Consider the following 22635-nt stretch of genomic DNA (forward strand, 5'->3'; position numbering starts at 1 on the left):
AATAAAACATTCCCGCCTACATTTCTTACGATTAGACCAATCATAAATAGGACATCACCATCATAAGCACTCCCTATTTGACCGATATCTTTAATAATTGATGCAAAAGGAATAATATTGACTAACCGATTAAGATTTTCAACACTAGAAGGAAACCCGATTGGTAAAGGGAATAAGGTTACTGCAACAACCATACAAATGTATACTGCAAATAGAAAACTAATTAATTCTTTCCACCAATTCACATGCTTTTTATTTTTGAACCCAATTAATATACTTCGGACAAATAAATAACAGATAACCCCAAAAATAATAAATAAACTACCGTTAATCATATGCAAATCGCTAACACATCCCTTTATCTTAATTATTCTATAGGACTTTTCGCAGGATGGTTTTGTCCTACGGAATAATGCATCTTTATATTATTGTAAATTCATTAAAGAGAAACCTTCATTTGCGGGATTTTCATATTTTTCTTTCCCTCTAAGTACATTGTCATAATATGCTGTATTTAAAAAAGATAACGAACGGCAACGTACCCAGCCTATTTCGTCTTCTTTTTTATATGCTCTAATTTTTATATCCATGTAATTAAAAAACTCCTTCTATTTCTACCATGAATTTTTCGGGTCCTGCCCCTTTATTTGATGGGATAACTAATGTAATTCCTAAGTCCGGGTATACGGCCGAGCGGAAACTCACGCCTGGATCATATCCCATTACATGATATTTAAAAATATTTCCTTGTCTTTTCTCAATCCATATTCCATAGCCGTAAGACTGGCTATTATTCACCAAAATATGAGGAGTTAAAAGTAACTTCGTATATTCGTCGCTTAATATTTCGTTGTTAAATAGAGCTTCCCAAAATTTCACCATGTCTGGTGCAGTAATATAAGCACCACCATCAGAACCTCCTTTTATGGGTATAGAGTATGCATTTGTTCTCCATTTTTGACTATTTACATCCTTTATATATCCGAGAGCTGTATGTTTTGGTAAATTATCTAAAGAAAAATAGCCTGAATCATTCATGCCAACTGGAACGAATATGTTTCTTTCTATATATTCCGTAAATTCAAGTCCTGTCTGCTGTTCTATAATTAATCCAAGTATAATAAAACCTGCATTGTTATAGTAAAACTTACTTCCTGGTGTAAACATCATATTACTGTTTTGGAATAATGGTAAAAAGTCTTTTAAACTTTTTAAAAGATACATAGGGGTTTGTTTCCAAAGATCTTCAAAGTTATCCATGATACTTTCATCAAAATAATCTGGAATACCCGAACTATGCGTTAAAAGTTGATGTACTGTAATATCTTCATTAAAGTTTGGGAATTTAATATGTAGACAATCTTTTAACTTTGTATGAAAAGTAATTACACCTCTTTCAACAAGTTGACAGATACTGATAGCAGTGAATAATTTACATCCTGAGGCAATTCCAAATCTTGTTTGTAGTGTATTGTTTATACATTCACTTCGGTTAGCATATCCAAATGAATTTTCATAGATAATATCATCATCTTTTTTTATTAAGACTCCCCCAGAAAAATCTATATTCTGATGTATTTCTTTTACAATTTTCTCTATTTGATCTTTTGTTTTTATCATAATAACCACCCTTGTTTATCAGTATTGTTCTTTCCCCTTATTATTTTTCCATATATAGGGGAAAGAAACCTCCTATTCACCCCCCTTAAGTTTTAAATAAAAACCAAGGGAACTATTTCGATTTTATTGATTCAGCGGAATATACCTTAGACTGCGATGGCAATAAAGTAAACACGCATAATAGGATAGTAATAAGTAGCATTACCAATACTCCTACAATGACTACAATTTGTATAGAAGTGAATTGAGTTGCAATGCCGAACAGAATCGTTATAAAAATTGTTAACACAGCTATAACGAGCTCATATATACTCCCGATTCGTCCCATCATATGAACCGGAACGTTATTTTGATAAAATGTGTAAAATCCTGTATTTGCATATGCCATAGAGAAAGATAGAATAAAGAATCCGATAGCAGCTATTAAAAACTCACTTGAAAAAGCATAAATCAAATATCCGATTGCAATGAATAATGATCCTATCCCAATTAGAAATGAAGGTGCTAATTTTTTTGATAAAATTGTATTTGTTATGGCTCCTAAAATAAAACCCGCTCCAGCGATACTAACTAAAAAGCCATATTCACTATCTGTTAACAATAAAACTTCTTTCGCAAATGATAGTTCAAGAGAGTCATTCGCGGTAGCTAATACCATCATCCCCTGGAATAAGAAGTACACACATACGACATACAAAGATTTTTTGCTAAAATTAAAGACTATGTTCCAATCTTTTTTTAGTACAGTTAGAGATAACTTATCACTTGATGTATTAGAATCGTATTTTTTATCAAGATTAGGTAAAAGTAATGTAATTAACCCTGATAACAGAAATGCTATAGCATTCATATATATTGCAAACTCTGGTGTGCCAATTATTAATAATATCCCCGCTACCGCTGGACCAATTAAAAATGCACCAGATCCGATTAAACTACGTAGTGAGTTGAAACGTTGTCTTTGCTCTACTGGAATTAATTTCGTCATATATGTCATAGCAGTTGGTTCATAAATCGCACTGGCCATGCTTATAAAAAATACTAATAGGTAGACAATCCAAAGGGATGGAAGCAAGGGTAAAATGGCTATAAATACTGCTCGATATATATCGAGGTGAATCATTAACTTCCGTTTGTTTAAACGATCTATCATACTTCCTGACCAAGCGTTTGTAAATAAAGCAGCTAATGGTTTAATCACATATAAAGCAGCAACCGCTAAAGCTAAGCCGCCCATATTATAGACAAGTACATTAAGTGCTATTAAGTAAATCCATGCACCTAAATTGGCAATACCGACTCCGGACAGTAGTAATAAGGGATATTTCCGATCTTTAAGTAATTTTTTCACTTTAGGCACCCGCTTTCTAAATTGTTTTAAACCAATAAAAAAATCCCACCCCCAAGACTTAAAGTCTTAGGGACGAGATTTATCATCGCGGTGCCACCCTAGTTTGTTAATATGTCGCCATATTAACCTTATCAGGTACTGCATAAAGCTTATACCTTAGCTCTATAACGGGAGCTCCCGTCACACCATCCCCTTATTAAAGGTTCCGATGTGCTGCTCAGAGGCTTGATTCAATAAAGAATTTTTGCTCCTTTTCAGCTAAATGGAGCTCTCTGTGAAAAATTCATTTTATTTACTCTTCTCATCATCGCATGTAATTTTATCCATATTATCATATAGGTTTTATATTGTAAATAATTAAAAAGAATAATCAGTTTTTTAAGAAAGTGACCATCCTTTATAATTTTGTAACTTGATTTTTTATTTATTAAAAAAATACGGTGCGTGAAATTGCTTGTAACTCTAACAAAAAGAGCCTATTATACTATAGGCTCTTACAAATTCGATATTAATTTGTACTCGCTTCTGCTAATGGTTCTAGAGGCGGTTCCAAATCTAGTTTTAAAGCATCACCTTCTTGTATATATTGTCCCTTTTCAATGCTTTGACTCGTTACATACCCTGTACCTGTTGTTTTTAAATCTAATTTCAACAACTTAGAGAAATACATAACATCACGCATTGACCAACCTTTTAGGTTAGGCATTTTCACATTATTTCCCACTAGAAATATGCGATCTCCTTCACTCATTACCTCGCCAGTTTGTGGATATTGTTTTATTATCTTTCCTTCTCCTAATAATACCGGCTGAAGTTTCGCTTTTTCTGCAATATTTTTCACCGTATCCATCGTTTGATTTACATAATTTTGTACTTTTATTTCAGATTGCTTTGTTGCATCTGCCATTTGTTTTTCTGTATATGGTTTCACTTTTAAATATTCTAGACTATTTTTCATAACTGGTTTAAAAATTTCAGCAAGAGGCTGAGCGCCGTATTCATTCCCCTTTAATTTAGGTTGCTTAATGGCTAAATATACGACTAATTGCGGATCATCAATTGGAGCCATTCCTAAGAATGAAAAAATATAATTATCTTTCCCTTCCATATATCGTCCATTTTCAGGATTCGGAATTTGCGCTGTCCCTGTTTTACCACCAATCGGATAACCATCAATTTTATACATCGTTCCCGTTCCTTTAGATGATGTTATAACACGTTCCATTAAGTTCCTTACCTTATCTGCAGTTTCTTTTTTAATCGGATTCCCTATTTCTTTAGGTTGATTTTCCATAATAACTTGCTTATTTGTTGGATTTACAACCTTATCAACAATATAAGGTTGCATCATTTTCCCGTCATTTGCTATAGCTGTGGCCGCTTGTACGATTTGAATAGGAGTTACAGTTGAGCCTTGGCCGAAAGAAGTAGTAACTTGTTGAATTTGAGTATTTAACAATAATGTATTTTTACTTTCTCCAGGCAAATCTATCCCTGTTTTTTGATTGAAACCAAATTTATTCATATATTGCTTGAATTTATTTGGTTTCAGTAACTGGTCTTCTAAAATAGAAAAAGCAACGTTAGATGACCGTTCAAACCCTTCATCAAATGTAATTGAGCCCCATCCATATCCGCCATTATGATCTTTAATTTCTGCTGAACCAACTGTGTATTTTCCTGATTGGAAATATTCTTTCCCGTTATATACACCTTCATTAATTGCAGCAGCTAATGTAAAAACTTTCATTGTAGACCCTGGTTCGAATGCGTTCGCAATTGGATCATTTAAAAAATATTCAATGTCTCCCTTATTAGGATTATAACTAGGCTTACTAGACATTGCTAAAACTTTACCTGTTTTTGGATCTGCAATGATTCCTACTAACATAGAAGGATCATAGTGTTGCTCCGCTTTGTTCATCGCGTCTTCTAAAAAACTATTAATTTGTTTATCAAGCGTAAGATATACGTTATTTCCATTTTTAGCAGGTTCTATTTTTCCTATATCATTTGTAAGTGGGATACCTCTTCGTGAACCTACATATTTTACATTTCCGTTTGTAGAGCGTAAATATTTATCCAAACTTTCTTCAAGCCCAAACTTCCCCTCCGCATTACCTTTATCGTCCGGTCTTGCAAAACCAAGTATATACGAGGCGAAATCTTCATTTGGGTATACTCTGGCTTTTTCTGTTGTAAACGATACACCTGGTATTTTCAAATTATTAATTTCTTCCTTCGCTTCTCTAGATAAGTTACGTCCAATTTTACCAATTTCAACTTGCGTACGTCCTTCATGAAAATTTTTCATGATCTCCTCTTTATCAACTTCAAGCGCATCTGCTAAACGTTGTGCAGTATCTTCTTTATCTTTTAATTTATCTTTTCCTTTTAAGTTTACAACGATGCGATATGTCGTTGAGTCTTGGACTAATACTTTACCGTTTTGATCATAAATTGTCCCGCGATTTGCCTCTAAAACTCCATTTTTGTTTTGTTGTTCATTCGCAAGATCTTTTACATTAACATTATGCACGACTCCTACTGCTTGAATATAAAATATACGTAAAAGCATAGTAAGAAACAAAACAATAAAAGCAATCATCATATATCGAGCGCCTTTATTCGTTTGAAGTTTATGCATACTTATCTCCTTTCTTTTCCAATGTATTAATGCAAAGATACGCTACTAAATATGTTCTTTATTATATTAGATACTATCTTTTTCGAAGTTTTTTTACTAATTCCTCTATAACAATAAGAAAACCAGTTCTGTTGCTGTTTGTTTTTTATTTATTTTGTATTTTTTATTATAAAATACGGTAAGTGAAATTTAAGAATCTTCAAATAAAAAGAACCTACTTTTTGTAGGTTCTTACGATTAAGCTATATGATTATATTTCGCTAAAAAAGGAACTCGTTTTGCTACTAGTGCATACATTTTGAAAATTAAACTAGCTAACGGTTCAAGTATACGTGTGCTTTGTATTACTAATCCACTTGTAATAAATGTTAAGAACGCAGCCCCAAGTATATCTAGAGGATAATGAACACCTACGTACATGCGTGATACACCGACTAATATTGCCCATATAAGCGCGATATATTTAAGTTTTTCTCCTCTTAGAATAAATACGAAAGCAATCGAAAATACAAGTACAGAATGATCACTTACAAATGATGAATCTGCTGCATGCGGTACTAATTGATTGACATGATGTGTAATAAAAGGACGCGGATGATAATATACCGCATGTATAAGAACATTTACTAATAATGCAATACTGACTGAAAGTGTTGTATATAATACTGTATATTGTTTTTTAATTGCATTCTCTTTCTTTCCGTTATTGAACCATAGGATAAGCATAAATAGAATAGCTACATATGCAGCACTATTTGTAATAGCAATCATTAGCGTATCTAATAGCTTGGATGATCCAGCAAAATTATTAATCCATTGAAATACTGTGTAATTCATATTACTCTCTCCTTATTATTTCTCATTGTACTTTAAATAAAGATACAAGTGTTCTTGATTTACACAGTATACAACATCAATATGAAAATGGGCTTAAGCTTTTCTCATCAAATTCTCATTTTGCTACTATTCATTTGACATTCGTGTAACTATTTGCAAAAGCTAAATATGTATAAAGGCTATAAAACATTTAAAATAGTATGGTAATCACTCTATGCATGAACAGAATACTTAACATGTTCATTTCAATATACTGTCAACGAAATCATATTTTCATTCCATACGAAGGGCAATATTACCGAATTGTTCTCCTTGCTGCATTCGATTTAAAGCTTGGATTGCTTCTTCTAATGGATATACTTTATCAATGATTGGTTTAATATTATGTTTCTCTATAAAATGAACCATCTCATTAAATTCTTCACGGCTTCCCATTGATGTTCCCATAATATCGATTTGATTATAAAATAATGCTCGTAACGGTAATTCGATTTTATCTCCTGAACTTGCACCAAAATTAACAATTCTTCCGTTTGGTTTTAATATATCAAAATATTTTAAGAAAGTCGCCGGACCTATACTATCTATAATTAAATCCACTTTTTCTCCATGTAGGCACTCTTCCCAAATACCAGAACTATTAAATGAAAAATCTGCGCCATAGTTTTCTGCAGTCTTTCTTTTACTCTCTATCCTTGAAGTAACACTTACCTTTGCTCCAATTGCTTTAGCAAATAACATAGCATAAGTAGCTACACCACCGCCAATCCCCGGAATTAGGACATGTTCTTCAGATTTTAATCTACCTTTTGTAAAAAGCGCCCTATATGCAGTTAATGCCGATAAAGATAACACACCAGATTCTTCCCACGTAAGATAGGATGGCTTTTTCACTACATTTTCAGCTGGCACAATAACATATTCGGCAAACGTTCCATCGGCTGGTCCACCTAGTACTTCAGGTAACTCTGGTATTTCATGAGTATTATTCCATCCAATACTAGGGTTAATAATAACCTCGGTATGTAGTGAAATATTTGAAACTCCTTCTCCTAGTTCTATAACAATACCTGCACCATCTGACCCTAAAACTAATGGTAGTTCCATTTCTTTCCTATTATTCATTATAAATAAGTCGCGATGATTTAATCCTGCTGTTTTTAGTCTCACTTTAACTTCCCCAACATTAGGTGTTATCTCAGGTGATAATTTATATTTTAAACCTTCTATTCCATTTTTATGTTGATGTACAATAGCTTTCATTAATAATCCCCCTTTATATTATTAATGTATCGAAAATATCGAGATAAATAAAATATTTTGATTACTAAACATTAAAAAAAGAGGAAATACATCATGTATTCCTCCTTTTAAATAACTCTTACAAAAAGAATTTTCCACCTTCAACTATCAATGGGTAGCATAAGGAAATGTAATCGTAACAACTGTTCCTTCATTTTCTTTACTCTCTAATTGAATAGTTCCGTTATATTTTTCTACAAGCCGTTTTGCAATAGATAGACCTAGCCCATTTCCACCTTGTTTTCGACTTCTCGCTTTATCGACTCTATAAAAACGGTTAAGAACAAATGGTAAATCCGATTCAGGTATTCCCGTTCCATGATCTATTATGCGAATATTAATTTTCCCCGACTGTATACTTGATTCAATACAAATATACTTATTAGCTTCTTTTGTATATTTCACTGCATTATCCATTACAATAATACTAATTTGTTCTAAGTAAGATGGTGGTATTGAAACATACGCTTCATCTGCATCTAATTTCATATCAAATTGAACGTCAGGTTGCAGTACTGCAAAGTTTTGTGTAACTTGTTTTAATACGCTATTAACATGGACTCGTTCGGCTGCTATTGGATGCATCTGGTCTGATTCAGCTCTTGATAGCTCTAGCAATTCTGAAACTAATTTATTTAATCGATCTACTTCTTTTAGACTGGATTGAAGAGATTTATCCAATAATGCTGAATCATTTTTCCCCCATCGATTCAGCATTGATAAGTGCCCTTGAATAATTGTTAATGGTGTTCTTAATTCATGCGATGCGTCTTCTACAAACTGTTTTTGCTGTGTAAAAGAAGTTTCTACTTCATCCATCATTTCATTAAAAAGAATCGATAATTTTGCGAGTTCATCATTATTTTCTCGTACTGGAACTCTTTCATTTAGTCCGTTTTTCTTAATACGCTTCATCGTATCCGTTATGTTTTGGACACTTGATAAAAGCTTTTTCGTTATAAGTATCCCGCCTAAAAAACTAAACACTAATCCACATATCCCTGCAAAGACCATTACCACTAAGATAATTTTTAATAAATGATCAAATGTCTCTAAGTTTTTCGTAAGTTCAATAGTTCCCGTGAATTTTTTTGTTTGAATTGGTATGCGCTCAACTAATATTCGATCTTCTATATGTCTTTTTATAAATGATTCATCTTGTGTAACATTTTTTGGTTCTATCCACGATTCATTAAAATCTCGCGAAACAGTAACAATGGGTTTTCCATCATTTCCGATAATACGAATCATTTGATGTTTATCAATCATGTTGTTAAGAAATTCATTACTGTTTTCAAATGTTTTGCTCGAGAGCGTATCATTTTTATCTTGAAAATATGCCGCTATTTCTGTCACTTGTCTATTTATTTGTTTCTGTTCATAATCTATAGTCCACTTATTAATTACAACAAATTGTAACGCGCTATATAAAATAAACAAAATGAATACTAGTGTAGTGGACCAAAGTGTTAATTTCCACTTTATAGGCAAATTTCTAATTCGGTACATAATGTTTTTTATCATTTCATTATATATCCAGCACCGCGGACTGTTTGGATATACTCCTCCTTATCTAAACTATGTAACTTATTACGTAGATAACGAACATATACATCGACTATATTTGTCTCAACCATTGCATCATATCCCCATACTTGGTCCAGTAAAATATCACGGGTAAGAACTCGATTAATATTTTTCATAAACATAAGCAGTAGCTCGAATTCTTTATTTGTAAGTTCAATTTCTTCATTTCCTTTAGTTATAGTTCGAGATTCAATCTGAAGCTGTAGATCTTTAAACGAAAGAAATGATGCGTGCTTTTGCTCTGTATTTTCTTCTCTCCTAAAAATCACTCTCATACGTGCTAAAAGTTCTTCAATCGCAAACGGTTTTGGAAGATAATCATCAGCTCCACTATCTAACCCTGTCACACGGTCCATAATACTATCACGAGCAGTCAACATGATAATAGGTGTACTTTTAGTTGCTCTTAGTCGACGACATACTTCCAGTCCGTTTAATCCTGGTAACATTAAATCAAGTAATATGAGATCGTAATTCTTTTCAAGTGCTGCTTCTAATCCCTTTCTTCCATCAAGTTGTATATCTACTATATATCCTTCATACTTTAATTCTAATTCTAAAAAATCTGCTAAGCTTTCCTCATCTTCAATAATTAGTATATGTTGCAACGATACTTCCTCCTATACGATTAAATGAATAAGTAATCCTATTCCGAATAAAACCGCAATGAATTGATGTACTTTTCGATACATCTTCAATTTTGTTTTCTGATTAGATTTCTGTAAACCAAATCCTGCAACCCCTAATGCTATTAAGGTTAAAAGAGAAAATATACCACTGTATATTAGTATTATATGACGACTTCCTTTTATTAAAAAGTAAACACCGTGAGTAGCCGCAACAGCTATTACAGTGTAACCAATTAGTATGTGAAACCGTTTTATAAAAAGATATAGCTCTTTAATTATTTTAAATCCGTGCATGTTTTTCTTCTTTAAAAATAACCATATATGACGTAAGAACCATGATGATGCAGCTAGAATTGCCCCATATTCACCGAAAGAACCTAATTTCTTATTTAACCATTGTACATTTAATACATTCCCGTACGTAACATTAATAAATAGCACTTCCACACTACAAATAATAATAGTAATACCTATTATTTTAACGTACATATGAAAATATTTATTTCTTAGTATCTTCTCCATTTTATTTAATCCCCTTTTGACTCAAAAGCTCTATAATCAGCAGTGTATCAAGTAAAAGAGAGAATAACATGAGAGAAAGATTAAAATAAAATGAGAATCTGCAAATTACTTATATTTTGTTTATATCCTTTTTGGCCAATTCTAATATGTTGCAAATAAACGGTGCTTTTGCATTTGTATATGAAACACGATCAAAAGGATATGTAGCAGCAAGTTTCTCTTTTATTTCACTATATTCTTTTCGTGCCCATTCATTATTTATGAGAAAATCTCTAAATAAGAGGTTGTTCTTCCATTCCTCACTATTATAAATATACACATGTAAGTGATGACTACCCGCTCTCCATTTCCCTTTTCTAAAAAAACGCCAATTAAGTGTTTCTTTTGGAACATATTCATAGCCAATTTCCGCTAGGGGTTCCCTCCAATTTTCGGTAATTTGTAAATTTGTTACGCCAATCATCATATCAATAAGCGGTTTAGCCCCTAATCCTTCTACGGCCGTACTTCCTATATGTTCAATAGCAATAATTTCTTCATTTAGTAACGGCACAATTTTATTTTTTTCACTTAAAAACTCTGTATGCCAATAATGTTGGTACGGTTTAATTAAGATTTTCCCATCCATTTTCTTTCCTCCTTATAACTATACATCATTATATTTATAAAATTTAATTGTATTAACATAGGGATTTTACAAAATATGTCGAATATTATAATAGACAACTTAATTATACTAAATATGAGGTGAATCATGAAAGATATTCCAGTTGAAATTCAATTAAATACTGTCACATTCCAACTAAAAAAACATCATAATTTTGATTGGCTTACGAAACTAGGAACAGTATTTGCAGTTTTTGACCAACAAGATTCCGGTAATATAAGTTTCGGTGTTGAAAAGAATGGGAAAAAGAAGTTTATTAAATATGCAGGGGCACAAACACTCGCATATAATGCTTCTACAAATGAAGCTATAAAAAGATTAAAAAACTCAGTTACTATATACAATGAATTAAAACACGTTTCTCTTATAAATTTAATTGATCACTACCCTTTACAACATGGATATGTTTTGATTTTTGATTGGTTTGACGGTGAATGTCTTCACCCGCACTGGAATTTCCCACCCCCAGCAAAATACAATGATCCTAACTCACCATTTTATAAATATAAGAAATTATCCGTTAAAGACAGACTGATTTCATTAAATTCTATTTTTAATTTCCATACTTACGTTGAACACAAACACTATGTAGCTATTGATTTTTATGACGGTAGTATTTTATACAACTTTAAAACTAATGAAACAAAAATTTGTGATATTGATTTATATAGTGAAAAACCGTATGTAAATAAGATGGGACGACTGTGGGGATCATCTCGTTTTATGTCACCTGAGGAGTTTCAACTTAACTCTATAATAGACGGAAAAACAAACGTATTTAATATGGGGGCTATAGCTTTTGCACTTTTAGGTGGCGGGCAAGATCGTTCCTTTATAAAATGGGAAGCTAGCGAAGAATTATATGACGTAGCATACCGTGCTGTAAATGAAATTCGTAGTGAGCGCTATGCGTCAATGGAAGAGTTTAATAATGCATGGTTAAAAGTCTATAACACTGAAAAGTTATAAAAACTACATACATTATAAAAGTACATGTAAAACTTGTACTTTTATAATGTATAATACATATGGGATTGAAATTCAGGATAACGGGGCATGTATTATGAACTTTGTTTACATTAATCAAAATGTTTTAAATAATCTTCTTTATATTTTAAGCAGTATTTTTGTTTTTTATTTTATTTATGATAGTGGGTACTTCGGGAAGAAATATAAGAAACTACTTATCATTCTTTGTACGAGCATCCCACTAATTTTATGTATGCGGTACCCTATCTATATGGATGAAAATTGTATTCATGATTTAAGACAAATACCCTTTTTAATTGGTACACTTTATGGTGGATTTCCTGTCGGTATTGCATTACTCATGATTTTATTAATTACACGTTTTATGTTTTATGGTTTTAGCCTGTTAACAATCATTGTTTATGGAACGATGTTAATAATTACAGCATTCGCATCATCAAAATTTAAAACATACAATCGGAAAACCAAAGTAGCTTCATCTATGTTTTTAACTTTTTTCCTTGCAATATTTACAACAGTAATTGTTTTAACTCTATCAGATTTTGAAGTGAATAATTTGTACATTATTTATTTCATTCTACTACCCACTATTTTAATATTATTTATGGTCTATTTTAATGAAGTTTTAAAAGATGCGATATTCATGCGATCAAAATTAATAAAAGTTGAAAAAATGGAGATTGTCAGCCAACTCGCTGCAAGTATTTCACATGAAGTAAGGAATCCATTGACTGTTGTAAAAGGATTTACACAACTTTTAAAAACACCAAATATAACTCAACAATCCAGAGATGAGTATATTGAACATATTCTTGAAGAGTTAAATCGTGCACAAGCAATTATTGATGATTACTTAACTTTTGCCAAACCGGCTTCAGAAAAACTAGATCATATTTCAGTGGAGCACGAATTAAATCGAGTTATTAATATGATGTTGCCTTTTTGTAACATGAATAATATTAATATTACAAAAGAGTTCTCAGAGGGCACAATTATTGGTAATACACAGCACTTCCATCAATGTTTTTTAAATTTAATAAAAAATAGTATAGAAGCAATGCCAAATGGCGGTAATCTAATTATTTCTGCAACTGTTAGTAATAATAAGGTCATAATAAGAATTCAAGATAGTGGAATTGGAATGTCGCAAGAGCAAATTAATCGATTTGGCGAACCCTATTTTAGTACAAAAACGAAAGGTACTGGTTTAGGTACGATGGTTGCTGTAAAAATTATCGAAACGATGCGAGGCACATTGAAAATCCGAAGTGTTATAAATAAAGGAACTACTTTAACTATCACATTACCTAAATACAATAATGAAGAGATTTCGTATAATAAATGAAAAAGGAGCTATTAAGCTCCTTTTTCATTTATTTCGATACAAAAAGTATCTGCTATGTTTTTTAAAGTTTACATTTTGTAGAGATTAATTAGAAATTAGTAACCTTAGCTCCAACAGCTACATCCAACAATAATTAATAAAATAAATAACACAACTAATAATGCGAAACCTCCACCAAAACCACAAGAACCGCCGAAACTCATATTTTTTCCTCCTTTTGGTTTGAAAACTAATAGGTAGTTGATTATTTTAACTGGTTCGTATTATACAGTATGTGTATCTCCCTTTTTTGAGCATGTCTTCATAAAATTAGTAAAAGCACTCCATTGAGAGTACTTTAAAACGGGTACCAGAAACTTTGGAATACATTCAGCTTTAAGTAAACTGCAATAATCAAAATGATAATACCAACAAAAAGTGTGATGTAATCCTCCTTTTGTACGTCCTTTGCATAGTACCACGTTCGTTTATCCTTTTTTCCAAACCCTCTTAAATCCATTGCATTTGAAACAGTATCAATCCTTTCTAATGAATGAATAATAAGTGGCCAAAAAATTAAAACACGGTTTTTCATGCGAATCCACAAGCTCGCTTCTCCTTTTTCAAAAGGTACGCCTCTTGCTTCTTGCGCGTGTCTAATGATGATATATTCAGATTGAATGCTTGGTATATAACGTAGTGCAATATTTATTGCATATGTAATTTTATAAGGAACAGCAAATTTATTTAAGCTGCTCACAAATTCACTTGGATGAGTTGTATAAATAAAAAGAAGTGTAAATGGTAATAACGTAAAATATTTCAATGAAAGTGTAGCTGCATAAAATAAAGTTTCATATGTAATTGTTGCATAACCTATATAAAAAAAAGAGGTATACGATCCCGTTAATTCCGATCCATGGGTGGGCGTAATGAAAAGAATCATAGCGGAATTTAATAAACTAAATGTAAATATAACGCTGAAAATAACTATAATTTTACGCAATTGAATTTTTGCAATTAAGAGGCCGATACATCCAACAATAAATAAAATTAGCAATATACGAAAATCAAAAAATAAAAAAGTAAGTGTCATACAAAATATAAATAAAGATAATTTAACTGCACCATCCATACGATAAAAATACGTATTATGCATATTCCTCCCTCCTATTAGCCTCAATATAAAGTTTCACAAACGTTTCTGGAGTTGGAATTCCGCTTAATTTAGCTAGTTTTATTAATGAAATCTCCCGTAGATTAGCTCTTTGTAACGTTCCTTGATCCCCTAAAACAGCAGATACAGTATTGTCCGCAATAATTTTCCCTTCATGCAGAACTACCGCCCGATCTGCATGTTCAAAAGCAAGATTCATATCGTGTGTGATAATAATAAAGGATATGCCCCTTTCAGCCAGTTTTCTAATAAACGACATAAACTGTTTGTAATGGTAATAATCTTGTCCAGCTGTCGGCTCATCTAAAATAATAAGTTTTGGGTTTGTTATAAGTACAGATGCAATAGTAAGCCTCTTTTTTTGTCCATAGCTTAATGCCTGAATTGGCCAGTTACGAAATGGGTATAATCCACAAATTCTTAAAGCTTTTTCGATTCTTGTCTCAATCTCATCTTTAGAAACCTTTTTTAATTTTAATGAATATGAAACCTCTTCTAAAACAGTAGGCTGTGTAATCATTTGATTTGGGTTTTGCATAACGTAAGAAATAACTTCCCCGCGTTTACGAATAGACCAAGAATTTATATTTTCTCCATCGAATATTATTCTCCCATTCTTTGTTTTATTTATTCCTATAAGAGTATGAGCTAATGTCGATTTCCCTGCTCCATTATGACCCAATAACGCTACTATTTCTCCCTCTCCTATTGAAAGGTTGATATCTTCTAAGGCTGTATGTTTGTTATTATACGTAAATGATAAATTTTCTATCTTGCATAAAGCTTTTTTAATATATGTGTTTTTTGATGAAACTTGCTTCTGCATCCAGTTCTTTAATAGGCTATGAACGCCTGCATTACGAAGATTTTCAATTGGAAATACCCTAACATTATTACTGTCAAAATTTAATTTCTTTAGCGCCTCTATATAAATAGGTTCTCTTAGTCCGATATTTGGTAATATATTAGAATTTAAAATACTATCCGGTGAACCAATGGCAATAACTTCTCCCTCATCTATTAAAATAATTTTATCTAAATCAAGGTTTAAAATTTCTTCTATTCGATGTTCAATAATTACAATTGTTTTATTATATTTCTCATGTATATTTTTAATGAGTTCTATTGTATTCAAGCTACATGCAGGATCTAAATTAGCTAACGGTTCATCAAATAATAATATATCTGCATTTATCGTTAGCAGACCTGCAAGAGAGACTGTCTGTTTTTGACCTCCTGATAATTCATGTGGACTTTGTCTATGAAAGTCCTGCATGTTTACCTTTTTTAAAGAATCCGTAACAAGCTTTTTCATTTCTATTTGATTTACACAATCGTTTTCTAATGCAAATGCTACATCTTCTTCGACAGTAAGACCAATAAATTGTGAATCTTGATCTTGTAATATTGTTCCTACATGTTTACTCTGTTCAAAAATACTTCCCTCTCTCGGATCCTTTCCAGCTATTAAAATATTACCAGTACTAATCCCTTCGTAAGAAAATGGGATTAGCCCATTAATACAATGAGCTAATGTTGACTTACCTGAACCACTTCTTCCAGCTATTAGTACCTTTTCCCCAGGATATATATGAAATGTAATTTCTTTTAAAGTAGGCTGTGCGGCATGCCCATATTGAAAGGTAAATTGTTCAAAAGATATAATTGGTTGCATGTATACATCCCTACTTTTCAATTTTTAAATTTGTATGTTTCCTATTTGCTTTAGCTAGACCAATCGTGATTGGTAATCCAAGAACTAAAAATACGATAATGTCTGAAATGGTTGCTCCTAGTACTTGTATAACGATTTTGTCAAACGGTTCTCCCATCACAATAATATCGAATGCACCAGCAAATATAATGGCAATGACAATTCCAACTAACCCCGCTATTGCAAAATAAGAAATATCACGGTGATTATACGCTCCATTTTTTACACTGAAACCAGTTCTTTTTTGTATAAGCCCCATTGAAAATCCGATAATCCCCGAACTAAACACCCATCCCCACCAAATACCCCAACCAGCGATTGTATCTGTAACGGTATGACCAATAAGCCCTATTAATAGTCCTGCTACTGGGCCAAATAACGCACCAAAAACTGTTAATATAGCCAATGCTGGTTTAATAAATGTATTGGGTGCGATAGAAAATCCCCAAAGCCCTAATACCCCGTATAAAGCTGCTCCAATTCCGATTGCTACTACTAGTTTTGTCGTTAATTTGTTCATTACAATTCTCCTCTCCTATTATCCCGCTTTTAATACTCTATATTTATTTTGAAAATGAATTATGCATCGACACTTCCTTTCTATACAACAAAAAATGACCCCTTAAATTAAGAGGTCATTTTCTTTCACGTACAAGAATCCTCTTATCTTTCAAAAGACATATAAATGTCCTCTGCGGAATTAGCACCTTCCTATGCATTTACATAGGGGTTGCTGAGGCTTCGTAGGGCCGTTCCCTCTACCTCTCTGGATAAGTATGTATTTGTAATCTGTATTATGGCACTAACAATTAAAAAATTCAACACCTTTCTTAATATTTTTATTTTTCTATAAATAGTTCATTTAAATCATTGTATTCTTATCGGAATTATGAAATAATAAATTCAAAATTGTTACGGGAGGAATGCATGATGAAAGTAATTGGCTTAATTGGCGGACTAAGTTGGGAATCGACATCGTTATACTATAAACATATTAATACACTTACTCTCTCTCAATGTAATCAAAATGCGAAGCTTGTTTTATATAGCATGGACTTTGGTGAGATAACTACATTATTACAAAATCATCAATATGAAGAAGTGAAAAATGAATTAGTCACAGTAGCTAAAAAAGTAGAAAACTCTGGAGCTGAATGTTTACTAATGTGTTCCAATACTGTACATCTATTTGCTGAAGAAGTAGAAAAGGCAATATCAATACCACTCCTCCATATCGGAGATGTAAGTGCTAAAAAAATGATAGAATATAATATTAATCGTATCGGACTTTTAGGAACAAAACAAACGATGGAACAAGACTTCTATAAATCAAGACTAGCAAATTACAACATTGAGACAATTATCCCAAATGAAGAAGATAGAACTTTCATCCATCATGTCATTTTACAAGAACTCAGTAGAGGGATTATTTCAGAAACATCAAAAGAAAAGCTATTACAAATCACAAATACATTAATTCAAAAGGGCGCTGAAGGAATACTACTTGGCTGTACAGAAATTCCTTTGCTCATTTCACAAAGTGATCTATCGGTTCCTGTTTTTGATACTGCTTATATACATGCGAATACAGCTGTACAATTTGCGGATAACAATTTAAAAGTGAAAATTTAATTAGCTGAGGTTTTGTCCATACCCCACTGATTATCAGCCCTCATCAATCGGGATTTTACGAGCAATCGATCTTCCACCTAACTTCTTTGCTTTACAGCTGAATTTTGAGATGGGAGTCTTACTGCCCAAAATAGCGGGATAAATAATTATCAATCATCAACATAAAAAAAGGCATCTACAAAAGTAGATGCTTAGCTGTGATAAGGAGTGTTCAGTGAGGTAAGGTACAAGCTTTTTTGCTTGTCCTATGCTATCAATATATGCATTTATATATAAAAGGTGAATACTTAATAGAATACTCTTGAACTAAATTACTTTATTCTTTTCATTTGATCAATTGGCTAATAAACTATTTCTACTTTACCTATCACAATTGATTCATCCATAAGTCCAGGGTGTATTTAAAAACGTCTCTAGTCCATTTAAATACTAGAAACGTTTCATGCTTTCTAACTCTCTTTTGAATTATCTACTTTTGTAGCCTCACCATTTAATCGCTTATTTTTCAATTCGAAATAAGCATCTAAAACATCTTTTCCAATATCAGAGTTAATACCCGACTTATCATTTATAACCCATGGCACAACAACTGAAAATGCTACTTCTGGATCATCATAGGGCGCATATCCTGCTAATGTTAAATTATAACATTTTATTCGTTCACCTTTATCATTTCTACCTATGTCGCTTTCTCCACCATATACTGTCTGTGCTGTCCCTGTTTTACCAGCTGGTTTATATAGTGCCTTTTGGAACGCCCTTACTCCTGTTCCATCTCCTTCCTGGAATACTCTTCTAAATCCTTCTTTTACTTGATTTATATAATCTTCTTTCATATCCACTCTATTTAAAACAACTGGTTCTAATGAGTGCACGACTTTACCGATTTCATCTTTTTGCGCAGTTTGTTCTCTAATCTCTTGAATAATTTGTGGTTTCATACGATACCCACCATTTGCAATAGTAGAAATGTACTGTGCAAGCTGAAGTGGTGTATACGTATCGTACTGGCCAATAGAAAAATCTAATAAGAAACCAGGCTGATTATCTTTTCTCCCTATTTGTCCAGCTGTTTCATTCGGTAAATCAATGCCCGTTGGAACACCTAAACCGAATTGCCTGAAATAATATCTCATTTTATCAAAGTATTCTTGTTTAATATCTAGTGAACTATTTTTTACATAATCCACACCTGCAATTTTTAATGCTGTATTAAACATATAGACGTTAGAAGAAACTTGTAAAGCTCTTAGATCATCAATATTCCCGAAATCTTTCCAAGACTTTTTCTCCTTAGTTCCTTTGAATTTCATAGGTGCGTCATAAAAGTATGTACCTGGTGTTATAGCTTTTGTTTCAAACCCCGTTAATATTGTCGCACCTTTCACAGTTGATCCAAGCTCATATGAACTTGTCATCGTTCCTAAAGCGTAATCTTCAACTTCAGTTTTCCCGTCTTTTTCTACTAACTTTTTCCCAGCCATTGATAATACTTGACCATTTTTCGGATTCATCATTACAACGAAAGCACGGTCCAACATCGATTCTGAACCTTTGTATGCCTTTAATATTTTTTCTATGCTCTCTTCTACTTTTTTTTGTAATTCCATATCTATTGTTAAAGTTAAATTCTTGCCGCTTTTCCCTTCAGAAACGGTTTCCGTTCTAATTGTATTACCTTGTTTATCAGCAATACTTCTTACTTCTTTTTTCGTACCATGAAGCAGATCTTCGTATTGCTGTTCGATGTAACTTTTCCCAACCCGATCATTCCTGCTATAATCACGCACTAAATAATAATCTAATCGTTCACGTGGTAAACCTTCATCAGCATTCGAAACATTTCCAAGGACTGAACGGAATAAGCCATCATTTACATAGAGCCTTTCCCAATCAACTGAAGCGTCTACACCTGGGAGATTTGCTAAATTTTCACTAATCACAGTATATTCCTTTTCATTAACATCCTTTTTTATAATTTGAGGTGCCATTTGATACCCTGAAGTCATTTTACTTTTAATAGCTAGCACTTCTATATCATTAGCTGTTAATTCTTGAAGATTTTTATCTGTAACACGCTTTCTTTTTAACTCTAATATTTTTTTGTCTAGCTCTTTTCCGGTAATATCCCTTTCTCTAAACGTATCTATTTCTTTTTTAGATACTAAGTTTTGAGTAAGTTTTGGATTTAATTGCATCCAAAAATCTTTCTTATCAGTCTCGGTTAACTTATCAATATCTTCTTGCGGCATTTCAATTATTGCTGCAAGTTGTCTTGCAGTTTTTAGCATTTCTTCCGATTTTACACCTTTCACCTTTGTATATGTAATCGTACGTAAAGACTTATTGTCAACAACTGGATTACCTTCACGGTCATAAATTTTGCCACGTGGTACTGTAAGACTAACAGTTGCATTCTCTCTTTTTTCTACTTCATTCTTATATGTTTCTCCATCGAAAATTTGCACTTTACCTAACTGGATTATAATTCCAGAAAATAATAAAAATACGCAAAAGAATAAAATATTTAACCGTATTGGTATTGGCCAACCGTTCTTCTTTTTTTGCTTTTTCACCTTGTTATAATCTCCTCCCTACATCACTTTCGTTTCATTACTTACTATATGTAGTCTCCATATAGTAAGTAATATTATTTTTTAAACATTACGTTGTATGAATATTAATATAATGTTTAAAACTTAATAGAAATTTAAGCAATGGTAAAGAAAAGGTAAAGTTTACTAAATAAAATTTAAAAATACGCAATAACAAAGGGCTTAGTGAAAACTAAGCCCTTTGTTATTGCGTATTTAATTATTTACGAGTTATATAGAGCGTATTGTTACGGATCTATCTTCACTCTTTGATATGGACGGTTCATTTTGAAATTTTGGTAAGTAAATTGTTACAGTTGTCCCGACACCAACATCACTCATAATACTAATAGTCCCATGGTGACTTTCAATGATTTTATAACTTAGCATCAATCCGATTCCTGTTCCTTTTTCTTTCGTACTATAAAAAGGTTCACCCAATCTCTTAATTCTTTCTTCTGGTATCCCTATTCCTTCGTCTACTACATCTATTATGATACCACCTTCATTCATTTCTTTAATATGAATTGAAATCTTCCCACCATCTGGCATCGCTTCAATTGAATTTTGCAAAATATTAATAAATACTTGTTTTAATTGATTTTCAGAGCATTCAATAATCATCTCTTTGGAATCTGTAAATAACTCAACTTGAATGTTTGTCATAATTGCTTTTGTGTTAATTAACGACACAACATTTTTGAATATTTGACAAATATTTTTCTTCTCAGTAGGGATTTCATCTGTTTTAGCAATCGACAAAAATTCCTGAAGGATTGCTTCAATTCTCTCGATTTCAGAAAGCATAAGATTAAAATATTTTTCTTGATCCTCTTTGTTAATTTGAAATAATTGTATAAATCCTTTTATTACAGTTAAAGGGTTCCTCACTTCATGTGCTACACCGGCTGCTAATTGACCAATTGCCGCAAGTGTATCTGATTTATTTAGCAATTCTTCTGCCTTTTTCCGCTCTGTAATATCGCGGACAACAATCATAATTTTATCTTGTAATAATGGTAAACATCTAGCTTCAAAGAAATCGATACTTTCATTAATTGTTAGAGGGTATTCTACAATTACATTCTTTCCTTCTTCTTTCAATTGGCGAATTGCTTCTTGAAATTGCTGTGCTACTGGAGACGGTAATATTTCGTAAAACTTTTTTCCCATAAAAGCTTCTGCGGGTACGTAAAATTTTGTAGGAGATCCTGCTTTATAATCTATAATTGTCCCATCGTCTTCTGTTAAAAAACATAAATCTGGTAAAGCTTTAAAAATTAATTCTAATTCAGAGGTTTGTTGTTTTAATTGCCCTTCTATCGCTTTTAAATGTGTAATATCTACCCCAACAGCCCAGTAACTAAATCCTGTTACAGGAAACTGCTCTGATATATTGGACCACATTATCGTTTTAATTTCACCATTTTTACATGTTAAACTCATTTCCCAATCTCTAAAATTTTTTCCACGAGTCAAAAATTTATTTTGTATTTGATGGCGATAATTATGGTCAGGATACAGTAATTGAAGAGCGTTTGGATTCCCAATTATTTCTTCAGCAGTATAACCTGTTACAATCTCGCATTCTCGATTCCACAAAACAAAATCTCCATTATAGTCAAGCGCATCAACCATAACAGGCATGTTTTGTAAAATCGTATGTAGTTCTTCCTCTTTTCGAGAAAGTAACGATGTATTTTTACTTTGAACTGCTTTTTTCATCCCAGTTATAATGAGGTTAGAAAGCATTTCAAAATATTTTTGGCAATTGAAAATTTCGCTTCGTTTGGACCATACAACAAAAGATCCTAAATATTGATTGTATAAGAAAAGGGGGATTTCAATTTTGGGAAGTTTACATACTTTCATTTCATTAATTCCAAATGAAAATATACATTCGTTTTCAGCATCAAGAAGTTGATGTGATATGTTGGTTAATTTATAAAATTGTTCTGCCATGGTTTCTATTGTACTCACATCAATAAGTTCCATTAGCCGCGCATTCATTCCTTTTTCACCTCGATATGTAAAATTTATAC

At 32.2% G+C, this 22635-nt stretch carries 19 protein-coding genes, 1 pseudogene, 1 riboswitch and 1 other annotated feature; of the genes and pseudogenes, 3 read left to right on the forward strand and 17 right to left on the reverse strand.

Annotation, left to right across the window (positions count from 1 at the left end):
* The 11 genes and pseudogenes from JTF23_RS26175 to JTF23_RS26225 form a co-directional block, all read right to left on the reverse strand.
* Positions 1-335: pseudogene (locus JTF23_RS26175) on the reverse strand (VanZ family protein); the annotation flags it as partial.
* Positions 336-425: 90 nt separating this feature from the next.
* The gene (locus JTF23_RS26180; RefSeq protein WP_204210143.1) at positions 426-590 is read right to left on the reverse strand and encodes a hypothetical protein; all 165 of its coding nucleotides are present in this window, start codon (positions 588-590) and stop codon (positions 426-428) included.
* Between the two features lie 4 nt (positions 591-594).
* A complete protein-coding gene (locus tag JTF23_RS26185) occupies positions 595-1620 on the reverse strand; it encodes a serine hydrolase domain-containing protein (RefSeq protein ID WP_204210144.1) in 1026 nt (341 codons plus the stop codon).
* Positions 1621-1732: 112 nt separating this feature from the next.
* On the reverse strand, positions 1733-2971 hold the full coding sequence (locus tag JTF23_RS26190) for an MFS transporter (RefSeq protein WP_204210145.1): 1239 nt from the start codon (positions 2969-2971) through the stop codon (positions 1733-1735).
* A 65-nt stretch (positions 2972-3036) separates the two neighbouring features.
* Positions 3037-3288, reverse strand: a binding site (T-box leader).
* Between the two features lie 191 nt (positions 3289-3479).
* Complete coding sequence (locus JTF23_RS26195) at positions 3480-5618, reverse strand: penicillin-binding protein (RefSeq protein WP_088078648.1); 2139 nt, start codon at positions 5616-5618, stop codon at positions 3480-3482.
* A gap of 237 nt (positions 5619-5855) precedes the next feature.
* Complete coding sequence (locus tag JTF23_RS26200; protein WP_002161598.1) at positions 5856-6455, reverse strand: undecaprenyl-diphosphatase; 600 nt, start codon at positions 6453-6455, stop codon at positions 5856-5858.
* 273 nt (positions 6456-6728) lie between these two features.
* Complete coding sequence (locus JTF23_RS26205; RefSeq protein ID WP_204210146.1) at positions 6729-7718, reverse strand: zinc-binding dehydrogenase; 990 nt, start codon at positions 7716-7718, stop codon at positions 6729-6731.
* A gap of 147 nt (positions 7719-7865) precedes the next feature.
* Positions 7866-9281: a HAMP domain-containing histidine kinase gene (locus tag JTF23_RS26210; protein ID WP_204210147.1), complete on the reverse strand. Its 1416-nt coding sequence runs from the start codon at positions 9279-9281 to the stop codon at positions 7866-7868.
* Positions 9278-9952, reverse strand: coding sequence for a response regulator transcription factor (locus tag JTF23_RS26215; protein WP_002141982.1), 675 nt, complete (start codon positions 9950-9952; stop codon positions 9278-9280). The genes JTF23_RS26210 and JTF23_RS26215 overlap by 4 nt, the downstream gene beginning before the upstream one ends.
* A 12-nt stretch (positions 9953-9964) precedes the next feature.
* Positions 9965-10495, reverse strand: coding sequence for a hypothetical protein (locus tag JTF23_RS26220; RefSeq protein ID WP_078182372.1), 531 nt, complete (start codon positions 10493-10495; stop codon positions 9965-9967).
* A gap of 109 nt (positions 10496-10604) precedes the next feature.
* Positions 10605-11123 (reverse strand): GrpB family protein, encoded by a 519-nt coding sequence (locus JTF23_RS26225; RefSeq protein ID WP_204210148.1) that lies wholly within the window; start codon positions 11121-11123, stop codon positions 10605-10607.
* Between the two features lie 126 nt (positions 11124-11249).
* On the opposite strand from JTF23_RS26225, the gene JTF23_RS26230 reads away from it, so the two are divergent.
* Both JTF23_RS26230 and JTF23_RS26235 read left to right on the forward strand, forming a co-directional pair.
* Positions 11250-12131, forward strand: a complete 882-nt coding sequence (locus JTF23_RS26230) for a protein kinase family protein (protein WP_131230184.1) — start codon at positions 11250-11252, stop codon at positions 12129-12131.
* Positions 12132-12177: 46 nt separating this feature from the next.
* Positions 12178-13497: a sensor histidine kinase gene (locus JTF23_RS26235; protein ID WP_204210150.1), complete on the forward strand. Its 1320-nt coding sequence runs from the start codon at positions 12178-12180 to the stop codon at positions 13495-13497.
* Between the two features lie 104 nt (positions 13498-13601).
* Here JTF23_RS26235 and JTF23_RS26240 read toward each other — a convergent pair whose 3' ends face one another.
* From JTF23_RS26240 to JTF23_RS26255, 4 genes are all read right to left on the reverse strand, one after another.
* Complete coding sequence (locus JTF23_RS26240; protein ID WP_000007808.1) at positions 13602-13700, reverse strand: YjcZ family sporulation protein; 99 nt, start codon at positions 13698-13700, stop codon at positions 13602-13604.
* A gap of 134 nt (positions 13701-13834) precedes the next feature.
* Entirely contained in the window at positions 13835-14635 is an 801-nt protein-coding gene (locus JTF23_RS26245) for an energy-coupling factor transporter transmembrane component T family protein (protein WP_204210152.1), read from the reverse strand.
* Positions 14628-16328 carry an ABC transporter ATP-binding protein gene (locus tag JTF23_RS26250; protein WP_204210154.1) on the reverse strand — a complete coding sequence of 567 codons (1701 nt, stop codon included), beginning with the start codon at positions 16326-16328 and terminating at the stop codon, positions 14628-14630. Before JTF23_RS26250 ends, JTF23_RS26245 begins: the two co-directional genes overlap by 8 nt.
* 10 nt (positions 16329-16338) lie before the next feature.
* Positions 16339-16887 carry an ECF-type riboflavin transporter substrate-binding protein gene (locus JTF23_RS26255; RefSeq protein ID WP_204210156.1) on the reverse strand — a complete coding sequence of 183 codons (549 nt, stop codon included), beginning with the start codon at positions 16885-16887 and terminating at the stop codon, positions 16339-16341.
* Between the two features lie 140 nt (positions 16888-17027).
* A riboswitch (SAM riboswitch) is annotated at positions 17028-17144 on the reverse strand.
* A 150-nt stretch (positions 17145-17294) separates the two neighbouring features.
* On the opposite strand from JTF23_RS26255, the gene JTF23_RS26260 reads away from it, so the two are divergent.
* Entirely contained in the window at positions 17295-17999 is a 705-nt protein-coding gene (locus JTF23_RS26260; protein ID WP_199714872.1) for an aspartate/glutamate racemase family protein, read from the forward strand.
* A 449-nt stretch (positions 18000-18448) separates the two neighbouring features.
* On the opposite strand, the gene JTF23_RS26265 is transcribed toward JTF23_RS26260, so the two are convergent.
* Positions 18449-20575 carry a peptidoglycan D,D-transpeptidase FtsI family protein gene (locus JTF23_RS26265; protein ID WP_204210158.1) on the reverse strand — a complete coding sequence of 709 codons (2127 nt, stop codon included), beginning with the start codon at positions 20573-20575 and terminating at the stop codon, positions 18449-18451.
* A gap of 249 nt (positions 20576-20824) precedes the next feature.
* Entirely contained in the window at positions 20825-22603 is a 1779-nt protein-coding gene (locus JTF23_RS26270; RefSeq protein ID WP_204210160.1) for an ATP-binding protein, read from the reverse strand.
* Positions 22604-22635: the final 32 nt, after the last annotated feature.

Origin of the sequence: Bacillus sp. RIT 809, assembly GCF_016892495.1 — a bacterium.
GTDB classification, from domain to species: Bacteria; Bacillota; Bacilli; order Bacillales; family Bacillaceae_G; genus Bacillus_A; species Bacillus_A cereus_U.